General features: G+C 72.2%; 31 protein-coding genes. 14 read left to right on the top strand and 17 right to left on the bottom strand.

The genetic code is table 11. From position 1 onward, the window contains the following. The first annotated feature begins 37 nt into the window (after positions 1-37). Positions 38-250 (top strand): hypothetical protein, encoded by a 213-nt coding sequence (locus tag AC1ROW_RS10860; RefSeq protein WP_493018898.1) that lies wholly within the window; start codon positions 38-40, stop codon positions 248-250. Further along, positions 247-645 carry a hypothetical protein gene (locus AC1ROW_RS10855; protein ID WP_493018897.1) on the top strand — a complete coding sequence of 133 codons (399 nt, stop codon included), beginning with the start codon at positions 247-249 and terminating at the stop codon, positions 643-645. The genes AC1ROW_RS10860 and AC1ROW_RS10855 overlap by 4 nt, the downstream gene beginning before the upstream one ends. A 114-nt stretch (positions 646-759) precedes the next feature. Here the strand turns inward: AC1ROW_RS10855 and AC1ROW_RS10850 are convergent, their stop codons facing one another. Both AC1ROW_RS10850 and AC1ROW_RS10845 read right to left on the bottom strand, forming a co-directional pair. Beyond that, positions 760-960, bottom strand: coding sequence for a hypothetical protein (locus AC1ROW_RS10850; RefSeq protein WP_493018896.1), 201 nt, complete (start codon positions 958-960; stop codon positions 760-762). 75 nt (positions 961-1,035) lie between these two features. After that, positions 1,036-1,335 (bottom strand): hypothetical protein, encoded by a 300-nt coding sequence (locus AC1ROW_RS10845; RefSeq protein WP_493018895.1) that lies wholly within the window; start codon positions 1,333-1,335, stop codon positions 1,036-1,038. A gap of 87 nt (positions 1,336-1,422) precedes the next feature. On the opposite strand from AC1ROW_RS10845, the gene AC1ROW_RS10840 reads away from it, so the two are divergent. Further along, a complete protein-coding gene (locus AC1ROW_RS10840; protein ID WP_493018894.1) occupies positions 1,423-1,794 on the top strand; it encodes a cupin domain-containing protein in 372 nt (123 codons plus the stop codon). A 7-nt stretch (positions 1,795-1,801) separates the two neighbouring features. On the opposite strand, the gene AC1ROW_RS10835 is transcribed toward AC1ROW_RS10840, so the two are convergent. Then, complete coding sequence (locus AC1ROW_RS10835) at positions 1,802-2,452, bottom strand: HAD family hydrolase (RefSeq protein WP_493018893.1); 651 nt, start codon at positions 2,450-2,452, stop codon at positions 1,802-1,804. A 76-nt stretch (positions 2,453-2,528) separates the two neighbouring features. Here AC1ROW_RS10835 and AC1ROW_RS10830 point away from each other — a divergent pair, with 76 nt between their 5' ends. Further along, positions 2,529-3,338, top strand: coding sequence for an SDR family oxidoreductase (locus AC1ROW_RS10830; protein WP_493018892.1), 810 nt, complete (start codon positions 2,529-2,531; stop codon positions 3,336-3,338). Positions 3,339-3,365: 27 nt separating this feature from the next. Here the strand turns inward: AC1ROW_RS10830 and AC1ROW_RS10825 are convergent, their stop codons facing one another. The 4 genes from AC1ROW_RS10825 to AC1ROW_RS10810 form a co-directional block, all read right to left on the bottom strand. Next, entirely contained in the window at positions 3,366-3,614 is a 249-nt protein-coding gene (locus AC1ROW_RS10825; RefSeq protein WP_493018891.1) for a hypothetical protein, read from the bottom strand. A gap of 90 nt (positions 3,615-3,704) precedes the next feature. Next, a complete protein-coding gene (locus AC1ROW_RS10820; RefSeq protein ID WP_493018890.1) occupies positions 3,705-4,217 on the bottom strand; it encodes a GNAT family N-acetyltransferase in 513 nt (170 codons plus the stop codon). 94 nt (positions 4,218-4,311) lie between these two features. Then, the gene (locus AC1ROW_RS10815; protein WP_493018889.1) at positions 4,312-5,331 is read right to left on the bottom strand and encodes a Gfo/Idh/MocA family protein; all 1,020 of its coding nucleotides are present in this window, start codon (positions 5,329-5,331) and stop codon (positions 4,312-4,314) included. A gap of 104 nt (positions 5,332-5,435) precedes the next feature. Further along, positions 5,436-6,434, bottom strand: coding sequence for a Gfo/Idh/MocA family protein (locus tag AC1ROW_RS10810; RefSeq protein ID WP_493018888.1), 999 nt, complete (start codon positions 6,432-6,434; stop codon positions 5,436-5,438). A 141-nt stretch (positions 6,435-6,575) separates the two neighbouring features. On the opposite strand from AC1ROW_RS10810, the gene AC1ROW_RS10805 reads away from it, so the two are divergent. Next, a complete protein-coding gene (locus tag AC1ROW_RS10805) occupies positions 6,576-7,343 on the top strand; it encodes an alpha/beta fold hydrolase (RefSeq protein ID WP_493018887.1) in 768 nt (255 codons plus the stop codon). Positions 7,344-7,427: 84 nt separating this feature from the next. Then, positions 7,428-7,745 (top strand): DUF7882 family protein, encoded by a 318-nt coding sequence (locus AC1ROW_RS10800; RefSeq protein WP_493018886.1) that lies wholly within the window; start codon positions 7,428-7,430, stop codon positions 7,743-7,745. Here the strand turns inward: AC1ROW_RS10800 and AC1ROW_RS10795 are convergent, their stop codons facing one another. The 5 genes from AC1ROW_RS10795 to AC1ROW_RS10775 all read right to left on the bottom strand — a co-directional run bounded on the left by AC1ROW_RS10795 (position 7,746) and on the right by AC1ROW_RS10775 (position 10,723). Continuing rightward, the gene (locus tag AC1ROW_RS10795; protein ID WP_493018885.1) at positions 7,746-8,726 is read right to left on the bottom strand and encodes a hypothetical protein; all 981 of its coding nucleotides are present in this window, start codon (positions 8,724-8,726) and stop codon (positions 7,746-7,748) included. Between the two features lie 75 nt (positions 8,727-8,801). Then, complete coding sequence (locus tag AC1ROW_RS10790; protein WP_493018884.1) at positions 8,802-9,065, bottom strand: DUF7218 family protein; 264 nt, start codon at positions 9,063-9,065, stop codon at positions 8,802-8,804. A gap of 117 nt (positions 9,066-9,182) precedes the next feature. Further along, positions 9,183-9,914 carry a hypothetical protein gene (locus AC1ROW_RS10785; protein WP_493018883.1) on the bottom strand — a complete coding sequence of 244 codons (732 nt, stop codon included), beginning with the start codon at positions 9,912-9,914 and terminating at the stop codon, positions 9,183-9,185. Positions 9,915-9,993: 79 nt separating this feature from the next. After that, positions 9,994-10,266 (bottom strand): hypothetical protein, encoded by a 273-nt coding sequence (locus AC1ROW_RS10780; protein WP_493018882.1) that lies wholly within the window; start codon positions 10,264-10,266, stop codon positions 9,994-9,996. Positions 10,267-10,384: 118 nt separating this feature from the next. Next, a complete protein-coding gene (locus AC1ROW_RS10775) occupies positions 10,385-10,723 on the bottom strand; it encodes a hypothetical protein (protein ID WP_493018881.1) in 339 nt (112 codons plus the stop codon). A 164-nt stretch (positions 10,724-10,887) separates the two neighbouring features. Between AC1ROW_RS10775 and AC1ROW_RS10770 the strand changes: the two genes are divergently transcribed. From AC1ROW_RS10770 to AC1ROW_RS10755, 4 genes are all read left to right on the top strand, one after another. Next, on the top strand, positions 10,888-11,673 hold the full coding sequence (locus AC1ROW_RS10770; RefSeq protein WP_493018880.1) for a putative protein N(5)-glutamine methyltransferase: 786 nt from the start codon (positions 10,888-10,890) through the stop codon (positions 11,671-11,673). Positions 11,674-11,730: 57 nt separating this feature from the next. Further along, positions 11,731-12,564, top strand: a complete 834-nt coding sequence (locus AC1ROW_RS10765) for a TspO-related membrane protein (protein WP_493018879.1) — start codon at positions 11,731-11,733, stop codon at positions 12,562-12,564. A gap of 86 nt (positions 12,565-12,650) precedes the next feature. Next, positions 12,651-13,118, top strand: a complete 468-nt coding sequence (locus AC1ROW_RS10760) for a VanZ family protein (protein ID WP_493018878.1) — start codon at positions 12,651-12,653, stop codon at positions 13,116-13,118. A 39-nt stretch (positions 13,119-13,157) separates the two neighbouring features. Beyond that, a complete protein-coding gene (locus AC1ROW_RS10755; RefSeq protein WP_493018877.1) occupies positions 13,158-14,078 on the top strand; it encodes an AEC family transporter in 921 nt (306 codons plus the stop codon). A gap of 71 nt (positions 14,079-14,149) precedes the next feature. On the opposite strand, the gene AC1ROW_RS10750 is transcribed toward AC1ROW_RS10755, so the two are convergent. Continuing rightward, positions 14,150-14,659, bottom strand: coding sequence for a tetratricopeptide repeat protein (locus tag AC1ROW_RS10750; RefSeq protein WP_493018876.1), 510 nt, complete (start codon positions 14,657-14,659; stop codon positions 14,150-14,152). Between the two features lie 10 nt (positions 14,660-14,669). After that, positions 14,670-15,293 carry a TOPRIM nucleotidyl transferase/hydrolase domain-containing protein gene (locus AC1ROW_RS10745; RefSeq protein ID WP_493018875.1) on the bottom strand — a complete coding sequence of 208 codons (624 nt, stop codon included), beginning with the start codon at positions 15,291-15,293 and terminating at the stop codon, positions 14,670-14,672. A gap of 52 nt (positions 15,294-15,345) precedes the next feature. Here AC1ROW_RS10745 and AC1ROW_RS10740 point away from each other — a divergent pair, with 52 nt between their 5' ends. After that, positions 15,346-15,615 carry a hypothetical protein gene (locus AC1ROW_RS10740; RefSeq protein ID WP_493018874.1) on the top strand — a complete coding sequence of 90 codons (270 nt, stop codon included), beginning with the start codon at positions 15,346-15,348 and terminating at the stop codon, positions 15,613-15,615. A 13-nt stretch (positions 15,616-15,628) separates the two neighbouring features. On the opposite strand, the gene AC1ROW_RS10735 is transcribed toward AC1ROW_RS10740, so the two are convergent. After that, a complete protein-coding gene (locus AC1ROW_RS10735; RefSeq protein ID WP_493018873.1) occupies positions 15,629-16,171 on the bottom strand; it encodes a hypothetical protein in 543 nt (180 codons plus the stop codon). Further along, positions 16,164-16,484 (bottom strand): TetR family transcriptional regulator, encoded by a 321-nt coding sequence (locus AC1ROW_RS10730; protein WP_493018872.1) that lies wholly within the window; start codon positions 16,482-16,484, stop codon positions 16,164-16,166. Before AC1ROW_RS10730 ends, AC1ROW_RS10735 begins: the two co-directional genes overlap by 8 nt. A 201-nt stretch (positions 16,485-16,685) precedes the next feature. On the opposite strand from AC1ROW_RS10730, the gene AC1ROW_RS10725 reads away from it, so the two are divergent. Then, on the top strand, positions 16,686-17,888 hold the full coding sequence (locus tag AC1ROW_RS10725) for a GDSL-type esterase/lipase family protein (protein WP_493018871.1): 1,203 nt from the start codon (positions 16,686-16,688) through the stop codon (positions 17,886-17,888). Between the two features lie 81 nt (positions 17,889-17,969). Here AC1ROW_RS10725 and AC1ROW_RS10720 read toward each other — a convergent pair whose 3' ends face one another. Next, a complete protein-coding gene (locus AC1ROW_RS10720; protein WP_493019019.1) occupies positions 17,970-18,887 on the bottom strand; it encodes a 5'-3' exonuclease in 918 nt (305 codons plus the stop codon). A gap of 48 nt (positions 18,888-18,935) precedes the next feature. Between AC1ROW_RS10720 and AC1ROW_RS10715 the strand changes: the two genes are divergently transcribed. Both AC1ROW_RS10715 and AC1ROW_RS10710 read left to right on the top strand, forming a co-directional pair. Beyond that, positions 18,936-19,382, top strand: coding sequence for an SRPBCC family protein (locus AC1ROW_RS10715; RefSeq protein WP_493018870.1), 447 nt, complete (start codon positions 18,936-18,938; stop codon positions 19,380-19,382). Then, positions 19,379-19,783 (top strand): NUDIX domain-containing protein, encoded by a 405-nt coding sequence (locus tag AC1ROW_RS10710; RefSeq protein ID WP_493018869.1) that lies wholly within the window; start codon positions 19,379-19,381, stop codon positions 19,781-19,783. Before AC1ROW_RS10715 ends, AC1ROW_RS10710 begins: the two co-directional genes overlap by 4 nt. Positions 19,784-19,801 lie beyond the last annotated feature (18 nt).

Genomic DNA, 19,801 nt, shown 5'->3' with positions numbered 1-19,801 from the left:
TTGCGGACGCAGGGGGGTTCGGCGTTGCGTGGGCCGTATGAGCGATCAGCGCGAAGACAAGGATGCGGTCACCGGCCACGACCCGACCAACGGGCTCGCCGGCGACCTCGAGGGCGACGACGGCGGCGCCGTCACGCCCACAGCCGACCAAAACGTGATCCAGGACGTGATCGCCGACCTCGACCCGGACCGACCGAGGAACGAGGACGACGACTCGGCCACGTCGTACAGCGAGGAGGGCAGAGCATGAGCGACACCAGCGGGCTCCCGAACACGGACGACCTCGGCGTCCCCGCCGAGGACGAGCCGGAGCGCTTCGAGAGCGGAGGCCGGTCGGGTCAGGGCCAGCAGGGCCAGCAGCAGGGCCAGCAGCAGGGCCAGGACTCCGGCGCCGGACGCGACGCCCAGGCCGCCGAGCCCGACGAGGACGAGCCGGGCCAGGACGAGCCGGGTCAGGGCGACGACGTCTCCGCCCCGCACGAGACGGGCATCGCACCCGAGGGCGCCGAGGATGTGACAACCAGGGACACCCAGGGACCGGCCTCGGAGGGCTCCGGCGGCGCCGAGCCGCCGCCCGCGGACTTCGACCCGGCCCAGCAGCCGTCCAACCCGGACCTGGTCGAGAGCACCGAGCCGCCGGATTGAGCGGACCGCCGCGAGATCGGCTCCGACTGCCGAACGCGGCGCACAGACCGCGGCCCCGCCCACGTCATCCCGGGCGGGGCCGCTTCGCGTCCCGGCGCGAGCCTGCGGGTTCCCTCAGCGCCTCCCCGCGCGCCGGCTCCCGTAGAGCCACACCGCGCCGACGATCACGCCGGCGCTGAGCATCCCGATCCCGACCTCCAGGATGGACGCGTCGCCGGAGCGGGGCACGATCAGGCCCACCACGAACAGCACGGCGCCGAGGTTGAGCAGCACCGCGGCCACCCAGCCGAGCGTCGTGCGCAGCGCTGCGTTCATTGCGGGGATCGTAGCCCGCCCCTCTTCGCCGGGCCTCAGGCCGCCGGTCCCGGCGTCATCGTTCCCGCGGCGGCCCTACGCCTGTCCTTGGTTGCCCGTCGCTGCGGGCTCCTCGTCCAGCGCCTCGTTGATCAGCGACGCGACCAGGAACTTCCAGTCCGATCCTTCGTGCAAGGTCTCCAGGTAGCCGATCGGGATGGCCCCGAAAACGGGTTCGTGCTCCTCGCCTTCGGCCGACACGCGCACGAGGCGTCCGAGTTCGGCGTGGCTCTCGTCGAGCACCACCCACTCGCCCGGCGCCTTCTTCTCCACGTGGAAGATGCGCCCCCGGTACGGGTAGCGGACGCTGGACATCTCGAGTTCGCTCGCGGACATGGCCATCCTTCCGTCGGTGGACGCTCCTGTGAGCATCAAACGCCCGAGGGACTGTCCTTGGCAAGGTGCGCTCCCTACGCTGACCCCATGACCACAGACGGCGTCCACAACCTCGACGCGGCGTTCGCGCTCGTCCCGGAGCCCTGGCAGCCGCACCGGCTGACCAGCGTCAACGACTACGACGTGAAGGTCGCCCGGCTGCAGGGCTCGTTCATCTGGCACGCGCATCCGGACACCGACGAGCTGTTCCTGGTGATCTCCGGACGGCTGACCATCCAGCTCCGCGACCGCGAGGTGGAGCTGGGGCCGCACGACGTGTTCGTGGTCCCGAAGGGCGCCGAACACTGCCCGTTCGCCGAGGAGGAGGCACTGGTCGTGCTGTTCGAGCCGAAGGGCACCGTGAACACCGGCGACCGGCCCGGGGAGCGCACGAGCGCGCTGCGCGAGCTGCCGGACTGAGCCGGGCTCACACCAGCCGGTCGAGCTCCGCCAGCACCGCGGCGGGACCGTCGTAGACCTTCTCGGCCCCCGCGTCCGTGAGCTCGCCGGCCCCGACCCCGCCGCAGAGCACGCCCACCGAGCGGATGTGCGCCCGTCCCGCGGCGGTCATGTCCCACACCGAGTCGCCGACGACGAGCGCCTCCTCGGCGGCGGCGTCCGCGCGGCTCAGGGCGACCTCCAGAATGCCCGGGTTCGGTTTGGCCTCGTCCACGTCGTCGGCGGAGGTGGCCGCGTGCACGGCGTCGTCGGCGTCGATCGCGCGCCGCAGCATCGTCAGCTCCTCATCGGCGGCGGACGTGGCGAGCACGACCCGGATGCCGCGGTCGGCGACCGCGCGCAGCAGGTCGGCGGCGCCGTCGAAGGCCCGCAGCCTCGGCGCGAGCTCGCGGAGGTGCTGCGCGTGCAGCGCGCGCGCCTGGTCGTTCCACCCGTCGTCGCGCTCGCCCGCGAGTTCCCGCAGGAGCTGGCGCGAGTCCCGGCCGAGGGCGCGGTGGATGCGCCACGCTTCGACGGGCGTGCCCAGCTCGGCGAACGCGCGCTGCCAGGCGTCGATGTGGAGGTAGTTCGAGTCGACGAGGGTGCCGTCGACGTCGAAGAGCACGGTGCGGATGGTCATCCTCCACGTCGTACACCTCTCCGCTCCAGGTCTCATCCCCTTGCCGTGCGCCCGAGGCGGGGGCAGGGTGCGGGGCATGACCTCTCCGGAACTGACCGACCCGCGCACCGCCATCGTGACCGGCTCCGACTCCGGCATCGGGAGGGCGACGGCGGTCGCGCTGGCCCGCGCCGGGATGGACGTCGGCGTGACCTGGCACTCCGACGAGGAGGGTGCGGCCGAGACGGCGCGCCTGGTCCGCGCCGAGGGCCGGAGGGCCGAAGTCACGCGGCTCGACACGACGGACGCGCCCGCCTGCGCCGACGTGGTCGACGCGCTCGCCGACCGGCTCGGCGGCTGCGACGTCTTCGTGAACAACGCGGGCGTGAACGGCGGCCCGGCGTTCTTCGACACCGACTGGGACACCTGGCGCACGACACTGCTTGCCGATCTGGACGGCCCGTTCGCCTGCATCCAGCGGATCGCCCGCCGGATGGTCGACGCCGGTCGCGGCGGCCGGATCATCGGTGTGACCAGCGTGCACGAGCACCAGCCGCGGGTCGGCTCCGCCGCCTACGACGCCGCCAAGCACGGGCTCGGCGGCCTCCTCAAGACGCTCGCCCTCGAGCTCGGCGAGTACGGCATCACCTGCAACGCGGTCGCTCCTGGCGAGATCGCCACCCCGATGAACGACGCGGAGGACGTCGACGCGCGGCAGGTCCACCGTCCCGGCGTGCCGCTCGGCCGGCCCGGCGCCCCGGAGGAGGTCGCGGCCGTGATCGCCTTCCTCGCCTCGCCCGCCGCGTCCTACGTCACGGGCGCGTCGTGGGCGGTCGACGGCGGGATGCTGCAGATGGGCCCGCAGGCCGGCTCGCACCTGCAGGCCGACGATTGGCGGCGCAACTGAGTAGACGCGCGCGCACGCGCCGCCGGCTCAGTTGAAGATGGCCCACTCCGCTCGGCTGATCTTGGCGCGCTGGCCGTTGATCACGAGATACCAGCTCTCCTCGTCGCGGTGCAGGTACTGAGCGAGCATGGTGGTGTACCGCCATTCGCCGTTCACCTGGCTCCAGCGGATCAGAGAGATGAGTTGCCCTTGGCGCAGGTAGGGCACCGCGACGAAGTCATCGTGTCGCGGATGTTCCTGACCGCCGGTCGGGCGCCCCGTCCTCGGAGTGCTCATGCGTCACTTTAACCCCAAGGGCCGCCATTTGGGAACAGGTGTGAGCCTGTTGAAATGAAATAGATTTCGTGTCAATCATCGAAGTATTCGCTACTCCAGTCGGCGGGTCCAGACCGTCAGCGAGCGGCCGTCGACGTGCGTCCCGGAGCGGAAGGGCGTGAAGCCGCAGCGCAGCGCGACAGCCTCGCTGGCGGCGTTCCCGTCCAGCGTGCTAAGCCATACGACGCGCTCGCCCTGGGCGCCGAGCCACGCGGAGAGCGCGGCGACGGCGCTCGTCACGAGCCCGCGGCCGCGCGCGTCGGGGCGAAGGGCGTAGAAGACCTCGAAGCCGTCCTCCGACTTCCCGAAGCCGACCGTCCCGAGCGCGTCGCCGCCCTCGTCGACCACGTACCGGATGCCATGGCGGGCGTCGGTCGCGCGCACGTTGCGCTGGGCGCGCAGCCGGGCGCCGTCCTCGTCCAGGTCGGCCGGATACATGGTCCAGGTCGGCACGTCCTCGACCCGGGCGAGCATCAGTTCGACAGGCCAGTCGTCCTCCTCCAGCCGCCGCAGCACGACCCCGTCGTGCCCGTCGAGCGGCACCCGCACCGGGAAAGCATCCACCCCCCGACCCTACCGAAGCCGCAAACAGCCGAGTACGCGAATAGTCTGCGTACTCGGCTGTCTCCGGCTGATTCAGTGCGTACTCGGTGGGTGGTCAGCCGGCGGGGGACAGGGCGGGGATCGCCGCGACGGCGCGGGTGCGCACCGACTCGTAGGCGCCGAGGATGATGCCGAGCACCTCGATGCCCTCCTTCTGCGTGTGCAGCGGGCGGGTGCCGTCGAGGATGCTGCGTGCGAAGTGCTTCAGCTCCTCGCCGAACTGGTGCACCGGCTCCAGTTCGATCACGGTCGGCGCGGCCTCCCCGCGCTTCTTGAGCGTGAGCGTCGTGCCGTCCGAAGTGAGGCTGCCGAGCTCGCCGACGGCCGAGAACTTCTCGGTGCCCGGCGCCGCCTCGTAGGCCCAGCTCGTGACGACGGTGCCGATCACGCCGTTGTCGAACCGCACCAGCACGGTCGCGGAGTCCTCACCCTCCATGAATGACAGCCGGTGCGTGGCCAGCATCGCGGTGACCTCCACCGGGGCGCCTCCTGCCAGATGCAGCAGCAGGTAGGTCGGGTGGTACCCGGTGTCGATCAGCTCGCCGCCGCCCGAGGTCGACGCGTGCGCGCGCCAGCCCATGTTGGCCGGGTCGAAGTCGTTGAAGAACGAGTCGGTCGTCCGCACCTCGTAGACGCGGCCGATCGTGCCGGACTCGATCAGCTCCTTCGCCCGGGCGACGGCGGGGAGGAACAACTGGTTGTGCGCGCACATCAGGGTCACGCCGGCCTCCTCGACCGCGGCGGAGACCTCGGCGGCCTCCTCCGGGGTCAGGCAGAGCGGCTTCTCGCAGAGGATGTGCTTGCCGGCGCGGGCCGCGGCGACGATCGCGTCCTTGTGCAGGTGGTGGGGCAGGCAGATGTCGACGGCGTCGATGTCCGCCTCGGCGAGCATGACGCGGTAGTCGGCGTAGATCGCCGCCCCGGCCGCCTCGGCGCGCTTCTCGGCGCTCTCGCGCACCGGGTCGGCCACGGCCGCGAAGGTGATGACGTCGGGGTTGCGGAGGTAGCCCTCCACGTGGGCCCCGGCGATGCCGCCGGCGCCGATGAGTCCGATTCGTACGGTTTCACTGGACATTGAAGTCTCCAAAGCAAGATCGAGGGGCACGGAACGCCCCTGAAGAGTGCCGTGCAGGGCGTTCACGTGCCCCGCGGCGGTGGTGTGTGATGGGAGGGCGCGGGTCAGCGCGTCGCGGCGGGCACCGCGGGCGCGACCGGGTGGCCCTCGGCGGCGGCGGCGTTCGCGGCGACCACGACGCGGGTGAGCGCGAGCGCGTGGTCGAGGTTCGCGTCGGCCCTGCTGCCGTCGTGGATGCGGCGCACCCACTCGTCGAACGCGCCCGGTCCGTTGTCGGGCACGGGAAGCTCCTGCCAGCCGTCGCCGGTGTTCAGGAAGAGCCCGCCCGCGGCGCCGCCGTAGGAGAGTGCGCCCTGCGTGCCGCGCAGCTCGATCGTGAAGTCGCCCGGCGTCTGGACGAGGCTCGCCTCGATGACGCCGATGCGGCCGCCCTCGAACTCCGCCGTGACCACGGCGTTGTCGTCGACCTCCCGGCCGGTGAGGCTCGCGTAGGTCGCGGTGATCCGCTGCGGCTCGCTCCGGTGGAAGAGCCGGGTCAGGTAGATCGGGTGGCAGCCGAGGTCGGTGAGGGCGCCGCCGTAGGCCTCAGCGAGGTTCCCGAAGCGGTCGGGCAGCCAGCCGGCGATCCAGCCGTCGTGCGCGAGGCGCACCCGGCTGTAGGCCAGGTCGCCGAGCGTGCCGGCGTCCAGGACCTCCTCGATCGCGGCGGTGTAGCCGTGGTGGAGGCGCGGGAGTGAGACCACGAGGGAGACGCCCGCGGCGTCGGCGGCGGCGACCAGTGCGTCGGCGTCTGCCACGGTCGGCGCGAGCACCTTCTCGGTGAAGACGTGCTTGCCCGCGGCGATCGCGCGCGAGATCACGTCGACGTGCTGGTCGGTGGAGGTGGTGACCGTGACCCCGTCGAGGGTGTCACGGGCGAGCAGCTCGTCGAGGTCGGCGACGAACTCGACGCCGAACTTCTCGGCGGCCTCCCGGCCGCGTTCGGGGTCGTCGTCCCAGATGGCGACGAGCGTGGTGCCGGGATGCTCCTGGGCGTCGCGGGCGTAATCGCGCCCGTGGACGTGCCAGAAGCCGAGCGCAGCGACAGCGAGTGGTTGGGACATGCCTGTGAAGGCCTCCTTGCCTGGTATTCGATGCGCGCGAACCAGACCAGCCTAACCACTTCTCCGCGTCCACCGCACGTCTTTTGCCGGATTGTCAGCAGAAGTAGTGCGCGGCGCTCTCCGGCGGTAGCGTCAGGCACTGTGACGCGCATCCCTCTGCATCGCGAATGGCACGGCGACGAGGACTCGCCGCACCCGCCGCTGCTGCTCCTCCACGGCGGCGGCTCCACGATCGACTCGAACTGGGGGATGCTGCTGCCGCTCCTGGAGCGCGGCCGCTCGGTGCTCGCGGTGGAGCTGCAGGGTCACGGCCGGACGGCCTCCGGCGACCGCGAAGCGTCGTTCGAGGACTCGGCAGACGATGTCGCCGCGGTGCTCGCCGAGCTGCACGTCGGCCCGGTCGACGTGCTCGGCTTCAGCAACGGCGGACAGGTGGCGTTCCAGCTCGCGGCGCGGCATCCCGCGCTCGTGCGCAAGCTGGTTCTGGCCTCCGCACCGCTGCGACGCGACGCGATGGTCGACGGTTTCTGGGAGGGCCTGGAGGCCGGCCGGTTCGAGGACCTGCCCGCGGTCTACACGCAGGCCGACCTCGCCGTCAGCCGGGATCCGGAGCATGCCAGGCGGATGTTCGAACTCGACCGCGCGCTCATGCTCGGCTTCGAGGACGTCCCGGACGAGCTGGTCGCGTCGGTCACCGCACCGACGTTGGTGGTCGGCGCCGACCGCGACGTGGTCCGGGCCGGGCACTTCGTGGAGGTCGCGGCGCTCCTGCCCGACGCGCGCCTGCTGATCGTGCCGGGAAACCACGGCGACTACCTCGGGGAGGTCCTGGCCGCCGGTGGGGACGACCGCGCGCTGCGCGCCTTCCTCCCGCACCTGCTGGCGTTCCTGGACGGCCGGCTGACCTGACGTCGTCTATCGGGATTCGAGAGGTGTGTCAATCCCCTTTATTCGCCCAGCACCGCGGCCCCGTTCTGAGGCACTATGGCAACTATGGGAAAACTGCTCTACGGCGCGGGTCAGGAATATGACCTCGACGACCGCGTGCTGAGTCACGTCAAGCTCGCGATCGTCGCAAAACTCCGTCGCCACGAGAGTTTCCTCCTCAACTGGGACGTCCCCGTCGACCAGGGTTCGGGGCGCGTCTCGCTGTGGATCAGCCGTGAGATCCCGCTCGCCTTCCAGTTCGCCGGCAGCCGGCCTCCCGCGATCAACCCGCACTGGCTGGAGGCGCTCATGCACTCCTCGCAGCGCACCGGCGGCATGGTCGTGATGGCGGAGGACGAGCTCCAGCAGCACCTTCCGGGCTGATCACTCGCCGCGGGCGTCGTCCAGTGCGCGCTCGGCGTCTCGCACGGCCCGCTGCAGCTCGGGAATGCGCCTCCGCAGCGCGCGCTCGGCGGCCTTCGACTCGGTCAGCTCGGATTCGGTGCGCTGGAGACGGCGCTCGAGCGCGTCGAGCTCGGCCTGCAGGTCGGCACGGCGGTCGACCTCCGCGTCCAGTTCGTCGTCGAGGGCCTCGGCGTCGGCACGCGCGCGTTCGAGGACGCGCTCGGCCGCGCGGATCGTGCGTTCGCGCTCGCGGCGCTCGCTCGCCGTCTCGGATCGGCGGCCCGTGTCCTCGGCATCGCCGGCCGTCTCCGGGCTGGCGGCTTTCTGCGTCTTCGACGCGGCGGCCTTCTTCGACGGGCCGGCCTTCTCCGGCGGCGCGGCCTTCTCCGGCGGCGCGGCCTTCTTCGCCGGCGTAACCTTCTTCTCCGGTGGGGCCGGAGCCACGGCGGTCGGCGCAGCACTCCGCTCCGCCGCGGCGGCGAGTGCCTCCTCGTCCAGCGGCAGCGCGACCGCGTCGGACACGTCGACCGACTCCACACCGGTCGACTCCAGAGCGCGCACCAGCATCCCGCTCCGCACCGCCGCGGCGGCGACCGGGTCCACGACCGCGGCCTGGAGGGTCTCCTCGACCTCTCGGCCGACCGCCGCGCTGGTGCCCAGGTCGCGCAGGGCGCGCTGCAGCAGGCGCTGGCGCTCCCGGGTCAGGTCGCGGATGGAGTCCCGGTCACGGGCGGCGAACGCGTCCCGCATCCGGTCGCCGAGCTGCAGGATGCGCTCGACCAGGTCGGGGTCGCGGCGGGTCAGTGCGTTGACCGCGGCGGCCGACGCCGTCGGCTTCCTCAGCGCCTTGATGCTCTTCGCGAGCTCGCGGTCGGCGCCCGCGGCGGCGGAGGCCCGCGCGCTGACGAACTCCGCGGGCTCGACCCCGTACAGGTCCGCGGCCACGTCGCGCAGGTTCATGGCGCGAGTGTACGCGTGACGCGCCCGTCAGTGGTCGAGCGGCTCAGTGGTCGTGCGGCTCAGTGGCCGCGCCGCTCAGTGGTCGCGCAGCTCCTCGACCAACTCGGACTTGGTCTTCTTCGAGTAGCCGCTGAGGCCGAGCTCCTTCGCGCGCTTCTTCAACTCCGTCACCGTCCAGTCGTCGTACGAGCCGGACTCGCCGCCCTTGCGGCCGACGGACTTCCGGCCGCGCGCGGCGGCCGCATTCGAGATGCGCGCGGACTTCTCCTTCGAGTTGCCCTCGTCTCGCAGCTTCTCGTAGAGCTCCTGGTCCTTCAGCGAGTTCTCCCGTCCGGGCATGGTGTGCTCCTCTCGTCCTTCAGCCCGCACGGTACGCCGTGGCGCCGCAGTCGTCAGGGGGAGGAACGGCGAAGGGGTCCGCGACCGGACGGCCGCGGACCCCTTCGACGACGAACCTTACGCGCGGGGCGCCTTCGACGCCTTGACGGCCGCGAACCACTCGGACGACGGCCGCAGCCAGATCAGGACGAGCGCGACGATCGAGAGCACCACCTGCAGGGCGCCTGTGCCGAAGCCGTTCAGGATGTTGAGCAGCGACAGCGCGGTCAGGACGGTGAGCACGATCCGCGCCCAGTTCGCTCCGCGGCGCATGAAGAAGGCGAACAGCACGAACGTGACGGCCCAGAAGATCAGCGTGACGACCGAGAAACCGATGGCGACGCCGAGGGCCGCGCTGGCCACGGTGTCGATGTTCTGGCCGTGCAGGTCGGCCCCGGAGTTCTGGAGCTGCCGGACGATGGCCGCGTGATCCCCGCCGACGGTGCTGACGGTGATGATGCCGCTGATCACGCTGAGCACCGCGCTCGCGATGTACAGCCAGAACGCCGTGTTGACGGTGGTCGGGATGTGGGTCGGCGCGGCGACGGGCTGCGGAGGCGCGGCCGCGTACGACGGGAACGCCCCGGGCGGCGGCGCGGGCGGGAAACCGCCGGCCGACTCGGCAGGCGGCGGGGTCACGGGCGGCGCGGGAGGCGCCGGAGGCACCTCGGACGCGGGCGCTTCGGGCTCGGACGGCGTGAGCTCCGGGCCGGTGACGGGCTCGGGGGATTCGGGGACCGGCGGGACGGCGCCGGCTGGAGTGCCGCCCTCGGGAGGCTGCGGCTTGTTCTCGTCCTCAGGAATGGTCATGCCCGCGACGATACTGGAAGACGCGAAGTCGGGCTATAGTGCGCGCGCGTGGCGCGCATCCTGCGTGGCCCAGCGGCTCTCAGGTCAGCGAGTCGAAGTCGAACCAGAAGGAGTCGTCCTCTTCGTGGTCGGACGCCGTGGCCGGTTCTCGGGGAATGCTGGCCGTCTCGATGCGTATGCGGGTCTGACTCGTCACGAAGATCTCGCTCGGCGGGCGGCTGGACTGCGTGATGGCCACGAAATCGCCTTCGCTCCGGCTCGCCTGGATCACCCGCCGCTTCAGCTCTTCGACAGGCTCGCGATCGACGAACGTGAACCTCAGCTCGTCGATGTAGACGTGGAACACCTGCATGTCCTACTCCCCGGAGTTGCTCTTCCCGCCAGATAGTACGCGCCCAGCGCTGTTCTGCCAGTGCAGAAACTGTATCGGGATCGGCTAGCACCCGGTCGCAGTGTGTCGGCTACACGCATCACAACAGGTCCATATCGAGGTCGTCCACGCCCTCCGTGCCGAGCTTGACGAAGGTGGCCCTGCGCGGGCCGAGCGCCTTGATACGGACGTCGAGTTCGCTGACGAAGTCGTCGTCGCGCAACTCGGGGCCGGGGAAGCTCTCGGTCTCCGCGAGGATCTGACTGGCCGGGCCGAGCAACAGCACGGCCTCGCCCACCTCACCGGACTCGAGGACCGCCGGCGCGCGCACCTCGGCCGCCGCCGTGTTGAGCGCAAGCGCGGCCGCGTACTTCACCAGCACATCCGCAATCGCGTCGCCGGTGAGCAGCGAGCCGCTCGCGTAGTGGATCCTCTTCATATCCCATCAATACGTGCCGAACGACGGGCGGTCAAGGCTCCGGCAGGGGGGTTGCGCTCGCGCGCGAAGGCGGTTCCGTCCGGGAGGCCACGGTGGCGATCCTCGGGGTCGTCGGCAACGCGGAGGACACGTGAGCCGCGGCGCGCCCCGGCTAGCATGGCCCGGTGAGTGCGCGCGATGAGGAGGAGGACGTCGTCCGCCGGCTGCGGGCCGCGGGCTGCGTCTTCGCCGAGGAGGAGGCCGCGCTGCTCCTCGAGGCCGCCACGTCACCGGCGGAGCTGGAGGCCCTGGTCGCCCGCCGCGTCGCGGGCGAGCCGCTGGAGCCGCTGCTCGGCTTCGCCGAGTTCGGCGGTCTGCGCGTCCGCGTGGACGCAGGTGTCTTCGTCCCGCGCCGCCGCACCGAGCTGCTCGCGCGGGAGGCGGCCGCGTTGACCCGGCCGGGCGACGCGGTACTCGACCTGTGCTGCGGGGCAGGCGCGATCGGCGCGGTCATCGCCGCGCGCGTGCCCGGCGTCGTCGTGTACGCGGCCGACGTCGACCCCGCCGCCGTGCGTGCGGCTCGGGCGAACCTCGATCCCGCCCGCGTGTTCGAGGGAGACCTGTTCGCTCCGGTGCCTGCCGGGCTGAAGGGCGCGCTCGCCGTGATCGCCGTGAACGCGCCGTACGTCCCGACCGACGCCATCGGGCTGATGCCGCCGGAGGCACGCCTGTACGAGCCGGCGGCGGCGCTGGACGGCGGAGCGGACGGCCTCGACCTGCACCGCCGGATCGCCGCCGAGGGCCCGGAGTGGCTCGCGCCCCGGGGCTCGATCGTCATCGAGACCAGTGTCGAGCAGGCGGCGCGCACGGCCGCGTTGTTCGAGGCTGCGGGCCTCGCGGCGCACGTCGTGTCCGACGACGACCTCGACGGGACCGTCGTGATCGCGTCACGGCGGCTCCCGAAAAGCTAGAACGCTCGGAACCGCGAGGGATACCGCTTTTCCTGTTTTCGGTCTAAATTCCAGGCCATGACCAGCCTGACCCGAAGGCTGCCGCTCGGTGTGACGCACCCGACCGCCTCCGACCGCATCCGGCAGAGCGGAGTGATCGCCGCGACTGTCGTCGCCCTGGGCAGTGCCGTGTACGGCTCCGGGCTGGCCGGGGGGCGCCCCATTCCCCAGGTGGACGCAGGGGCGCTCGGCCCCGACGCCACGCTCCTCGCCCCGGCCGGCCCCGCGTTCGCCATCTGGGCCCCGATCTACCTGGGACTGGCCGGCTACGCGATCTGGCAGGCGATGCCCTCGCAGGCCGCCCGCCGCAGACAGCGGGCCGTGGGCTTCTGGATCATCGCCTCGCTGCTCCTGAACGCCGCCTGGATCCTGTCGGTGCAGGCGGGGCTGCTCGCGCTGAGCGTGCCGCTGATCGTCGTCCTGCTCGCCGTGCTGGCGGTGGGGTTCGTGCGGTTGCGGCACGAGCCCGGCGGCACGACGGCGGACGCCGTCCTCCTCGACGGGACGGTCGGCCTCTCCCTGGGCTGGGTGATGGTCGCGACGGCGGCGAACGCGGCGGCGTGGCTGCAGACCGCCGGCTTCACCGGGTGGGGGTTGCCGCCGGAGATCTGGGCGATGGCGGCCCTGGTGGCGCTCGCCGCGGCGGCGTGTGCGCTCGCAGTGTGGGACCGCGGCCGGCTCGCCCCCGCGCTCGCGTCCGCGTGGGGCCTGGTGTGGATCGCGGTCTCGCGCGTCGTGGGCGCCCTCCCGAGCGCGGTGGTGGCGGTCACGGCGCTCGCCGCGGGGATCCTCGTGATCATGGTCGCGGTAGCGGTGCGAGTGGCGCGCGGCGACCGGGTGCGGCGCGGCTAGGCCCGTCACCGGAAGCCCCACGTCCTCAGCGGAACCTGAGGTCTGACACACAGGAATCCCGGATGGGGCCGCTCTACCCTGGAGCGATGCCCGCCGACCGCAGACCACGACACCGCGCGATCGTCGGTCTCCTGGCGTACACCGGATTCGTGGCCGCCGTCGGTCTGTGGCCGACGCCGGTCGACCGGCCCCTCGATCCGCTGCTGTTCCGGCTCCTGGGCGCGGTGGCGTCCGTCGGCGTCCGGGCGATCGACGCGTACGACGCGATCGAGTTCACGGCCAACGTGGCGTTCTTCGTGCCGCCCGCCGTGCTCATCGTGCTGATCGTCGGCCTCCGGCGCTGGTGGGTCGCCCCGCTCGCCGGCCTTCTCTGCAGCATCGCCATCGAACTCACCCAGCACTTCCTGCTGCCCGCGCGGTTGGGGACCGTGAACGACGTGATCGCCAACACCCTCGGGGCGCTGCTCGGCACCGGGATCGGGGTGCTGATCGCGGCGCGGCGGCGCGCGGGCCCCCGCGACCGGCGCGAATCTTTGACAGGATCGTCTTCCTGACATGATCGTCCAGGGGAGACGAGAGGAGACGCCGACGCGATGGCTGGAGTGCTGACCGGGTTCGGGATCATCGCTTTCGTCATCCTGGTCGGCTACCTCGCCGGTCGGTTCCGGGTCGGCGGCCCCACCGCGCCGTACGTGCTCAACCGGATCGCGTTCTTCGTCACCAACCCGGCGCTGCTGTTCGTGACGCTCGCGCACGCCGACCTGAAGGTGGTGTTCTCGACCCAGCTCGTCGTCGCGGCCATCGCCGCGGTCGCCGCCGCGGGGCTCTTCCTGCTGCTGTCGCGGCTGTTCTTCCGGCGGCCGGCGGCCGAGACGACGATCGGCACGCTCGGCGCCGGCTACGTGAACGCGAACAACATCGGCCTCCCGGTGGCGGTGTACGTGCTCGGCAGCGCATCGTACGTGGCGCCGGTGCTGCTGCTCCAGCTCATCGTGTTCGCTCCGATCGCCCTCACCGTGCTGGACGTCACCAGCCGCGGGTCGGTGTCGGTGCGGTCGATCCTGACCCAGCCGGTGCGCAACCCGATGATCATCGCGTCGCTGCTCGGCATCCTTGTGGACGTGCTCCACATCCCCATTCCGGCCGCCGTCTACCAGCCGTTCGAGCTGCTCGGCGGCGCCGCGGTGCCGCTCGTGCTGATGGCGTTCGGGATGTCGCTGCACGGGTCGCGTCCGCTGCAGGCGGGTCACGGACGGGCGGAGATCGCGACCGCCGTGGTACTCAAGTCGGTCGGGATGCCGCTGATCGCGTTCGCCGTGGCGCGGTTCGCGTTCGGCCTCGAGGGTCACGCGCTGTTCGCGGCTGTGGCGCTCGCCGCCCTGCCGACAGCGCAGAACGTCTACAACTTCGCCGCCCGCTACGAGCGCGGGATGCCGGTGGCGCGGGACATCGTGCTGCTGACCACCCTCTTCGCCGTCCCCGTGCTGCTCGTCATCGCCGCCCTCCTGGCCTGAAACACGCGAGTACGCGCAAAATCAGGCGAAAGCCCTCGAGTCCGCAGACAATTCGCGTACTCGCGGGTTGGTCAGCGGGCGGCGTCGAGCTCGCGCAGGTACTCGGCGTTGCCGCGTACGGCGGCCTCGTAGCGCAGCAGGTCAGGGGTGCGGATGCGGTCGGCCGCGAGCTCCATCAGCTCCGCGACGGCGCCGTCGCTGCGTCCTGCGGCGTGCAGCGAGAGCGCGTGCCAGACCCGCACCGACTCGGACTCCGGGAACGCCGCCAGCGCCCGGTCGAGCGCCCGCAGCGACTCGTCGAAGCGCCCGAGGTTGCGCAGGGTGCTGCCGTACTGCAGCAGGCATTTGCGGAGCGTGTCGCCCTCCAGCCCCGCCGCGAGCGCGCGCTCGTAGTAGCCGGCGGCGGTCTCCTCCTCGCCCGCCGTGTCGTAGGAGCCGCCCACCTCGTACAGCACGTGCGGGTCGTCGGGATACTCGGCGAGCACCCCGAGGAAGGCGTCGATGGTCGGCGCCATGTTCTCCCGGTCGCGTGCGGCGAACAGGAGGGCGAGACGGTCGATCAGTTCGGGGGAGGCGGGCATGCGGCCCAGCTTAGGCGCCGACGGCCCGCTCGACGGCCTCCCGCAGCGGCGTGGGCAGCTCCGCCGGCGCCAGCTCCTCGGTGAGGACGCGCCCGTACTGCTCCTTGCGCCCGGAGGTCGTTCCCAGGAACCGGTGCAGCTGGGCGAGCACGGGCCGTTCGCGCTGCGCCGGCTGCCGCTGGAACGTGCGGAACAGCCCCAGGTCGCCCTCGCGCGCGAGCACGGCCTCCGCCCGCTCGGCGCCGAGTGCCCGCAGCAGCTCGCCCTCCAGGTCGGGCCGGCACACCGACACGGCGCCCTCACCCAGTCCCGCGCGCTCGAAGAAGGCCGCCTCGCCCGCGTCGCAGAGTCCGTGCAGCCGGAGGTGCGCCGGGCGGAGCAGGCCGACGAACCGGCGCACGCTCATCGCGCCGCCCATCGGGAGGATCGCCACGCCCGCGGCGGCCGGGTCGACCCCGAGCAGCCGGGAGGCCTCCCGGCACGCGGCGCGGTCGCTCGCCCCCTCCACCAGCAGCGCCCCGGCGAGCTCCGGCGGCACGGGGACCGGGGTGGCGCCGGCCCGCTCGGACCACGCGGCCGTCGCGCGCTCGAAGCGCGCCACCGCCCCTTCGCCATCGAGCGTCGTTGGCCTCACCCGCCCATTCTGCTCCTGGCGCCGTCGGCGTCGCGCGCGTACGGTGCAGCCCATGAAGGTCATCATCTTTCTGGCAGGCGTCGCCGTCGGCTTCGTGGTCGGCACCCGCGCGGGCCGCGGCGCGTACGAGAACATGCGGAACAAGTGGCAGGGGATCTCCGGATCCGACCAGGTGAAGCAGGTGAAGGAGGGCGTCCGCGACTTCGCCGGACGGGCAGCCTCCGACATCAGCGACAAGGTGACGGAGGCCGTGGGAAAGGCGTCGGACAAGGTCGACGAGGTCACCGGCAAGAAGGCGGACAGCGCGTCCAGCGAGGCGTGAGAGCCGGCTCGCTTCAGGCGCCCTGGGGCGGGTGCGCCAGCAGTTCGACGCGCTCCGCCAGGTAGGCGCTGAAGCCGACGGTCTGCTCCGACGACGCGCTCCAGCGCACGAGCGCCTCGCCGTCCCTCAGCAGCAACGGGCCCGTGGAGGCCCGCAACGCCTGCGCCGTCAGTTCGATCTCCGGCGCGTCGAAGTCCACCGTCTCGCCGTCGCGGAAGTGCCCGCGTTCCGCCGCTGCCCGGTACGCGCGCCGGGTCTCGGCCGACACCGAGACGTACTGGGTCCGGCCGGGCGGCGTTGCACGCACGAGCTGACCGGTGGCGTAGAGCGTGTCGTCGCGGCCGAGCAGCAGCACGCCGAGCCGCCAGACCCGCCCTGCCGGGCGCAGGACCGGCTCGCGCGGGATGCCGAACGTGCGGCGCCGCGGCACCATCACCGCGAGCGCCTCGTCCCGGGCGCCGGCGTCCGTCAGCTGTCGCACGGCCGCCGCGAGCGCGTCACGGATCCCGGCGACGGTCTCCCGGTCGCGGGAGTCCGCGTCGCTCAGCTCATCCACGCATCCGAGGATAGGCCGCCTGCGCCGTGCTCCGATCGGCCGCCGTCGACGGGCGGATCGAGAACGAGGTCGCGTCCGTGATCATCAGCAGCTCGACGCCGTGCGCGTGGCGCAGGATCACGAGCGCCGAGGCGTCCGAGTCGGCCACCCGCTCGACCTGGTTGAGGAAGATGCGGGCCATTTCGTCGGTGACGTGGAAGTCGCGTCCGAGCGCATGCACGATGTAGCCCGGACCGTGGGATTGCGGGGACGTGAGCCGCGTCTCCTGCCGGAACCCCTCGACCGCCGTCCTCGCCGCTGGCGTCATCGTCATCGGTCCCCTCCTCCGCTCAACGGAGCCCCGACCTCCCCGCACAGTAGACAGTAAGTGTGTCGAGGGAATCTGGACAGGGGGTTGACGGGGGCTGAATGGGCGGCATCCCGTTCAACACGCCGACAGCCACGGCCCGGCACGGCGGCCGCCCCGGCGAGCCGCGGGTGCCGTGAAGCGCAGGGGCGGGATACCGTCATCCGAGTGGAAGGTGTCCGGCTCGGCGCCTCGCGGCGGTTCGCTGCGCGGCTGAGACTGTTGCGTGTCGGCGGAGTCCGGCAGGGGCTGGCGCGCCCGGCGGACTCGCCGCAGGCCTTCGTCGCCGGCCGGCAGAGCCTCCGCGTGCTGCTGGCGGGCTCCGGGCCGGTGATCGGCTGGGGCGTCGGCAGCCACGACCTCGCACTGCCGGGCGCTCTCGCCCGGGCGATCGCGGCGACCACCGGACGCGGCGTCGTGGTGGATGTCCTCGCGCACCCGTCTGCGGGCGTGCGCCGGCTGGCAGGGATGGTGCACGCGGCGGAGGCCGGCCGCTACGACGTCGTCATCCTCAGCGCGACCGTCGCGGACGCGGTCCGGATGGTCGAGCCGGAGCGCTGGGGCGCCCGCGTCGCCGCGCTGCTGCGCGAGGTGCGCGGCAGCGGGGCGGGGGTGGTCGCCTGGCTCGGCGCCCAGCCGATCCGGACGCTGCCGCCGTTCGACGACGGGTTCCGCGACGTCGTGCAGGAGCACGCCGAGCGGTTGAACCACGCGGCGACGCAGGCCTGCGCGGACACGGGCGCGATCTTCCTCCCGCTGCCCGCGTCGCCGAAGCCCGAGGGTGGGCGGCACCGGAGCCCGGCCGACTACCTGTTCTGGGCGCGCTGGATCACGGACGCGCTCGCTCCGGCACTGATCGGCCATCCGGTCGAGTCCGCGCACCACGCCTCCACCGCGCGGGACCGCGTCGCGGCGATCGCGCGCCTCCGGCTCGGCGAGCACACGCGCGACGGCCGGCTGGAGGGACTGGTCGGCACGGCCCAGCGCACGCTCGGCGCCGAGATCGCCATGTTCACCGTGCTCGACGACCGTGTGGAGTGGCCGCTCGCGGCGGTCGGCGCGTCGCCCGCCGAGATCCCGATCGAGCACTCGGCGTGCCTGCACACCCTCCAGACGCCGGACGGCATGTTCGTGGCCGACGCCGAACGCGACGACCGGTTCGCGTCGAGTCCACTGGTCACGGGGCCCGCGCACCTCCGCTTCTACGCGGGGTACCCGGTGGAGGCGCCGGACGGCACCCGCATCGGCGCGATGTGCGTCTTCGGCCGTTCCCCGCGGCAGCCCGCCGAGTCGGAGAGCGACCTCGACGTGCTCCGCGAGCTCGCCCTCCTCGCCCAGCGCGAACTCTGGCGCTTCGACCCCACCGCCTAACCGTCGAGTACGCAAGAAGTAAGGCAAAAACGCTCGAGTACGCAGATAATCCGCGTACTCGGCGGCTGCCTGCGGGGCGGTTCAGTGGGCGGCGGCGGTCAGCGCGGCGAGGCAGCGGTCGAGCGAGCCGCCCAGCGCCCAACGCTCGCCGAGCTCCGCCAGGGCCGCGCGCTGTTCGTCGCCGGGCGTCCGCAGGCGCGCCTCGATGTCGTTGAGCGGGAGATCGCGGACGACCGCCACGACCTTCGGGGCGACCGCGAGATAGTCGACGGCCGCGGCGAATCGGGCGCGGAGTGCCGGCTTCATCCCGCTCGCCGGATCGGCGGCGGCCGCCTCGATCCCGGTCAGGTCGCCGTGCTCGGCGAGCAGTGCGCTCGCCGTCTTCTCGCCGACGCCCGCCACGCCGGGCAGGCCGTCCGACGAGTCGCCGCGCATGACCGCGAAATCCGCGTACTGGCGGGCATGGATTCCGTACTTGGCCACGACCGCCGGGTCCGTCAGCACCTCGAGGTTGCTCATCCCGCGTGCCGTGTAGATCACCCGCACGTCGTGCTCGTCGTCCACGAGCTGGAACAGGTCCCGGTCGCCGGTGACGACATCCACCGGCCCCGGGGTGATGGTGGCGAGCGTTCCGATCACGTCGTCCGCCTCGTGCTGCGCCGCCCCCACGATCGCGATGCCGAGCGCGTCCAGCACCTCCCGGATCACCGGCACCTGCGCGACGAGCTCGGCAGGCACCTCCTCCACGTCGACCCCGCCCGGGACCTCCTGTGCGACTCGATGCGCCTTGTAGCTGGGGATGAGGTCGACGCGCCAGCGCGGCCGCCAGTCGTCGTCCCAGCACGCCACCAGCGACTCGGGGCCGAAGTCGGTGACGAGCTTCGCGATGATGTCGAGGAAGCCGCGGATCGCGTTCACCGGGGTGCCGTCCGGCGCGCGGACCGTGTCGGGGACGCCGTAGAACCCGCGGAAGTAGAGGGAAGCGCTGTCGAGGAGCATCGTTCGCCCGGTCACAGCCCGATCATGCCATGCCGCTAAGGTGTGCGCATGGCCGGAACCATCGTCGTGGAGCGCACCGACACCATCCAGACCACGCCAGAGGAGCTGCTGCCCTACCTCGCGGAGCTGCCGCGCTGGGTGGAGTGGTCGCCGTGGGAGGGCATGGACCCCGCGCTCAAGCGCGAGTACACGGGCGAGCCGGGCGCGGTCGGCTCCACCTACGCCTGGAGCGGCAACCGCAAGGCGGGCGCCGGCCGGATGCGGATCGAGTCGGTGCAGGCCGACGGCGTCGGCGTCGCGCTCGACTTCACGCGGCCGTTCCGCTCGAGCAGCCACGTGCGCTTCCTGCTGACGCCGGAGGGCGACCGTACGCGCGTCATCTGGCGGATGGAGAGCGCGCGGACGTTCTTCAGCCGCTTCTTCAACCTGGACAAGCTGATCGGCCCGGACTTCGAGAAGGGACTCCGGCAGCTCAAGCAGCTGGTCGAGTCATGACGCTCGCTCCGCTGCTGGTGTCGGCCGTCGCGGTGGTGCGCGACCGGCGAGTGCTGATGGTGACCTCCCGCGGCCGGGACGTCTACTACCTGCCAGGCGGGAAGATCGACCCCGGCGAGTCGGCGGCCGAGGCGGCGGCACGGGAGGCCGAGGAGGAGGTCGCGCTCGCGTTGGACGCGGACGCGCTGGCCGAGCTGTTCGAGGTGCGGACGCAGGCCCACGGCGAGCCGGACGGCCGGCAGGTGCACATGCGCGTCTTCCGGGCGGAGACCGCGGCCGAGCCGCGGGCGTCCGGCGAGGTGGACGCGGTGCACTGGGTGACGACGGCCGACGCCGGGCGGTGCCCGCCTGCGGGCCATGTCGTCCTCGACCGTCTCGCTGCCCTCGACCTCATCGACTGAGCGCCTCGGCGGCCTTCG

It is taken from the genome of Leifsonia sp. GW821-FHT13C09, assembly GCF_058806435.1.
The sequence above is the reverse complement of the archived record's forward strand: the minus strand, read 5'-3'. Positions and strand labels throughout refer to the sequence as shown.

Coding starts and splice junctions, on each gene's coding strand:
- AC1ROW_RS10780 (WP_493018882.1), bottom strand. CDS start 10,266: ATGCAGGTGTTCCACGTCTACATCGACGAGCTGAGGTTCACGTTCGTC.
- AC1ROW_RS10755 (WP_493018877.1), top strand. CDS start 13,158: ATGGCTGGAGTGCTGACCGGGTTCGGGATCATCGCTTTCGTCATCCTG.
- AC1ROW_RS10830 (WP_493018892.1), top strand. CDS start 2,529: ATGACCTCTCCGGAACTGACCGACCCGCGCACCGCCATCGTGACCGGC.
- AC1ROW_RS10855 (WP_493018897.1), top strand. CDS start 247: ATGAGCGACACCAGCGGGCTCCCGAACACGGACGACCTCGGCGTCCCC.
- AC1ROW_RS10785 (WP_493018883.1), bottom strand. CDS start 9,914: ATGACCATTCCTGAGGACGAGAACAAGCCGCAGCCTCCCGAGGGCGGC.
- AC1ROW_RS10825 (WP_493018891.1), bottom strand. CDS start 3,614: ATGAGCACTCCGAGGACGGGGCGCCCGACCGGCGGTCAGGAACATCCG.
- AC1ROW_RS10775 (WP_493018881.1), bottom strand. CDS start 10,723: ATGAAGAGGATCCACTACGCGAGCGGCTCGCTGCTCACCGGCGACGCG.
- AC1ROW_RS10800 (WP_493018886.1), top strand. CDS start 7,428: ATGGGAAAACTGCTCTACGGCGCGGGTCAGGAATATGACCTCGACGAC.
- AC1ROW_RS10795 (WP_493018885.1), bottom strand. CDS start 8,726: ATGAACCTGCGCGACGTGGCCGCGGACCTGTACGGGGTCGAGCCCGCG.
- AC1ROW_RS10845 (WP_493018895.1), bottom strand. CDS start 1,335: ATGTCCGCGAGCGAACTCGAGATGTCCAGCGTCCGCTACCCGTACCGG.
- AC1ROW_RS10760 (WP_493018878.1), top strand. CDS start 12,651: ATGCCCGCCGACCGCAGACCACGACACCGCGCGATCGTCGGTCTCCTG.
- AC1ROW_RS10740 (WP_493018874.1), top strand. CDS start 15,346: ATGAAGGTCATCATCTTTCTGGCAGGCGTCGCCGTCGGCTTCGTGGTC.
- AC1ROW_RS10840 (WP_493018894.1), top strand. CDS start 1,423: ATGACCACAGACGGCGTCCACAACCTCGACGCGGCGTTCGCGCTCGTC.
- AC1ROW_RS10810 (WP_493018888.1), bottom strand. CDS start 6,434: ATGTCCCAACCACTCGCTGTCGCTGCGCTCGGCTTCTGGCACGTCCAC.
- AC1ROW_RS10715 (WP_493018870.1), top strand. CDS start 18,936: ATGGCCGGAACCATCGTCGTGGAGCGCACCGACACCATCCAGACCACG.
- AC1ROW_RS10730 (WP_493018872.1), bottom strand. CDS start 16,484: ATGACGATGACGCCAGCGGCGAGGACGGCGGTCGAGGGGTTCCGGCAG.
- AC1ROW_RS10835 (WP_493018893.1), bottom strand. CDS start 2,452: ATGACCATCCGCACCGTGCTCTTCGACGTCGACGGCACCCTCGTCGAC.
- AC1ROW_RS10710 (WP_493018869.1), top strand. CDS start 19,379: ATGACGCTCGCTCCGCTGCTGGTGTCGGCCGTCGCGGTGGTGCGCGAC.
- AC1ROW_RS10750 (WP_493018876.1), bottom strand. CDS start 14,659: ATGCCCGCCTCCCCCGAACTGATCGACCGTCTCGCCCTCCTGTTCGCC.
- AC1ROW_RS10815 (WP_493018889.1), bottom strand. CDS start 5,331: ATGTCCAGTGAAACCGTACGAATCGGACTCATCGGCGCCGGCGGCATC.
- AC1ROW_RS10765 (WP_493018879.1), top strand. CDS start 11,731: ATGACCAGCCTGACCCGAAGGCTGCCGCTCGGTGTGACGCACCCGACC.
- AC1ROW_RS10850 (WP_493018896.1), bottom strand. CDS start 960: ATGAACGCAGCGCTGCGCACGACGCTCGGCTGGGTGGCCGCGGTGCTG.
- AC1ROW_RS10790 (WP_493018884.1), bottom strand. CDS start 9,065: ATGCCCGGACGGGAGAACTCGCTGAAGGACCAGGAGCTCTACGAGAAG.
- AC1ROW_RS10860 (WP_493018898.1), top strand. CDS start 38: ATGAGCGATCAGCGCGAAGACAAGGATGCGGTCACCGGCCACGACCCG.
- AC1ROW_RS10720 (WP_493019019.1), bottom strand. CDS start 18,887: ATGCTCCTCGACAGCGCTTCCCTCTACTTCCGCGGGTTCTACGGCGTC.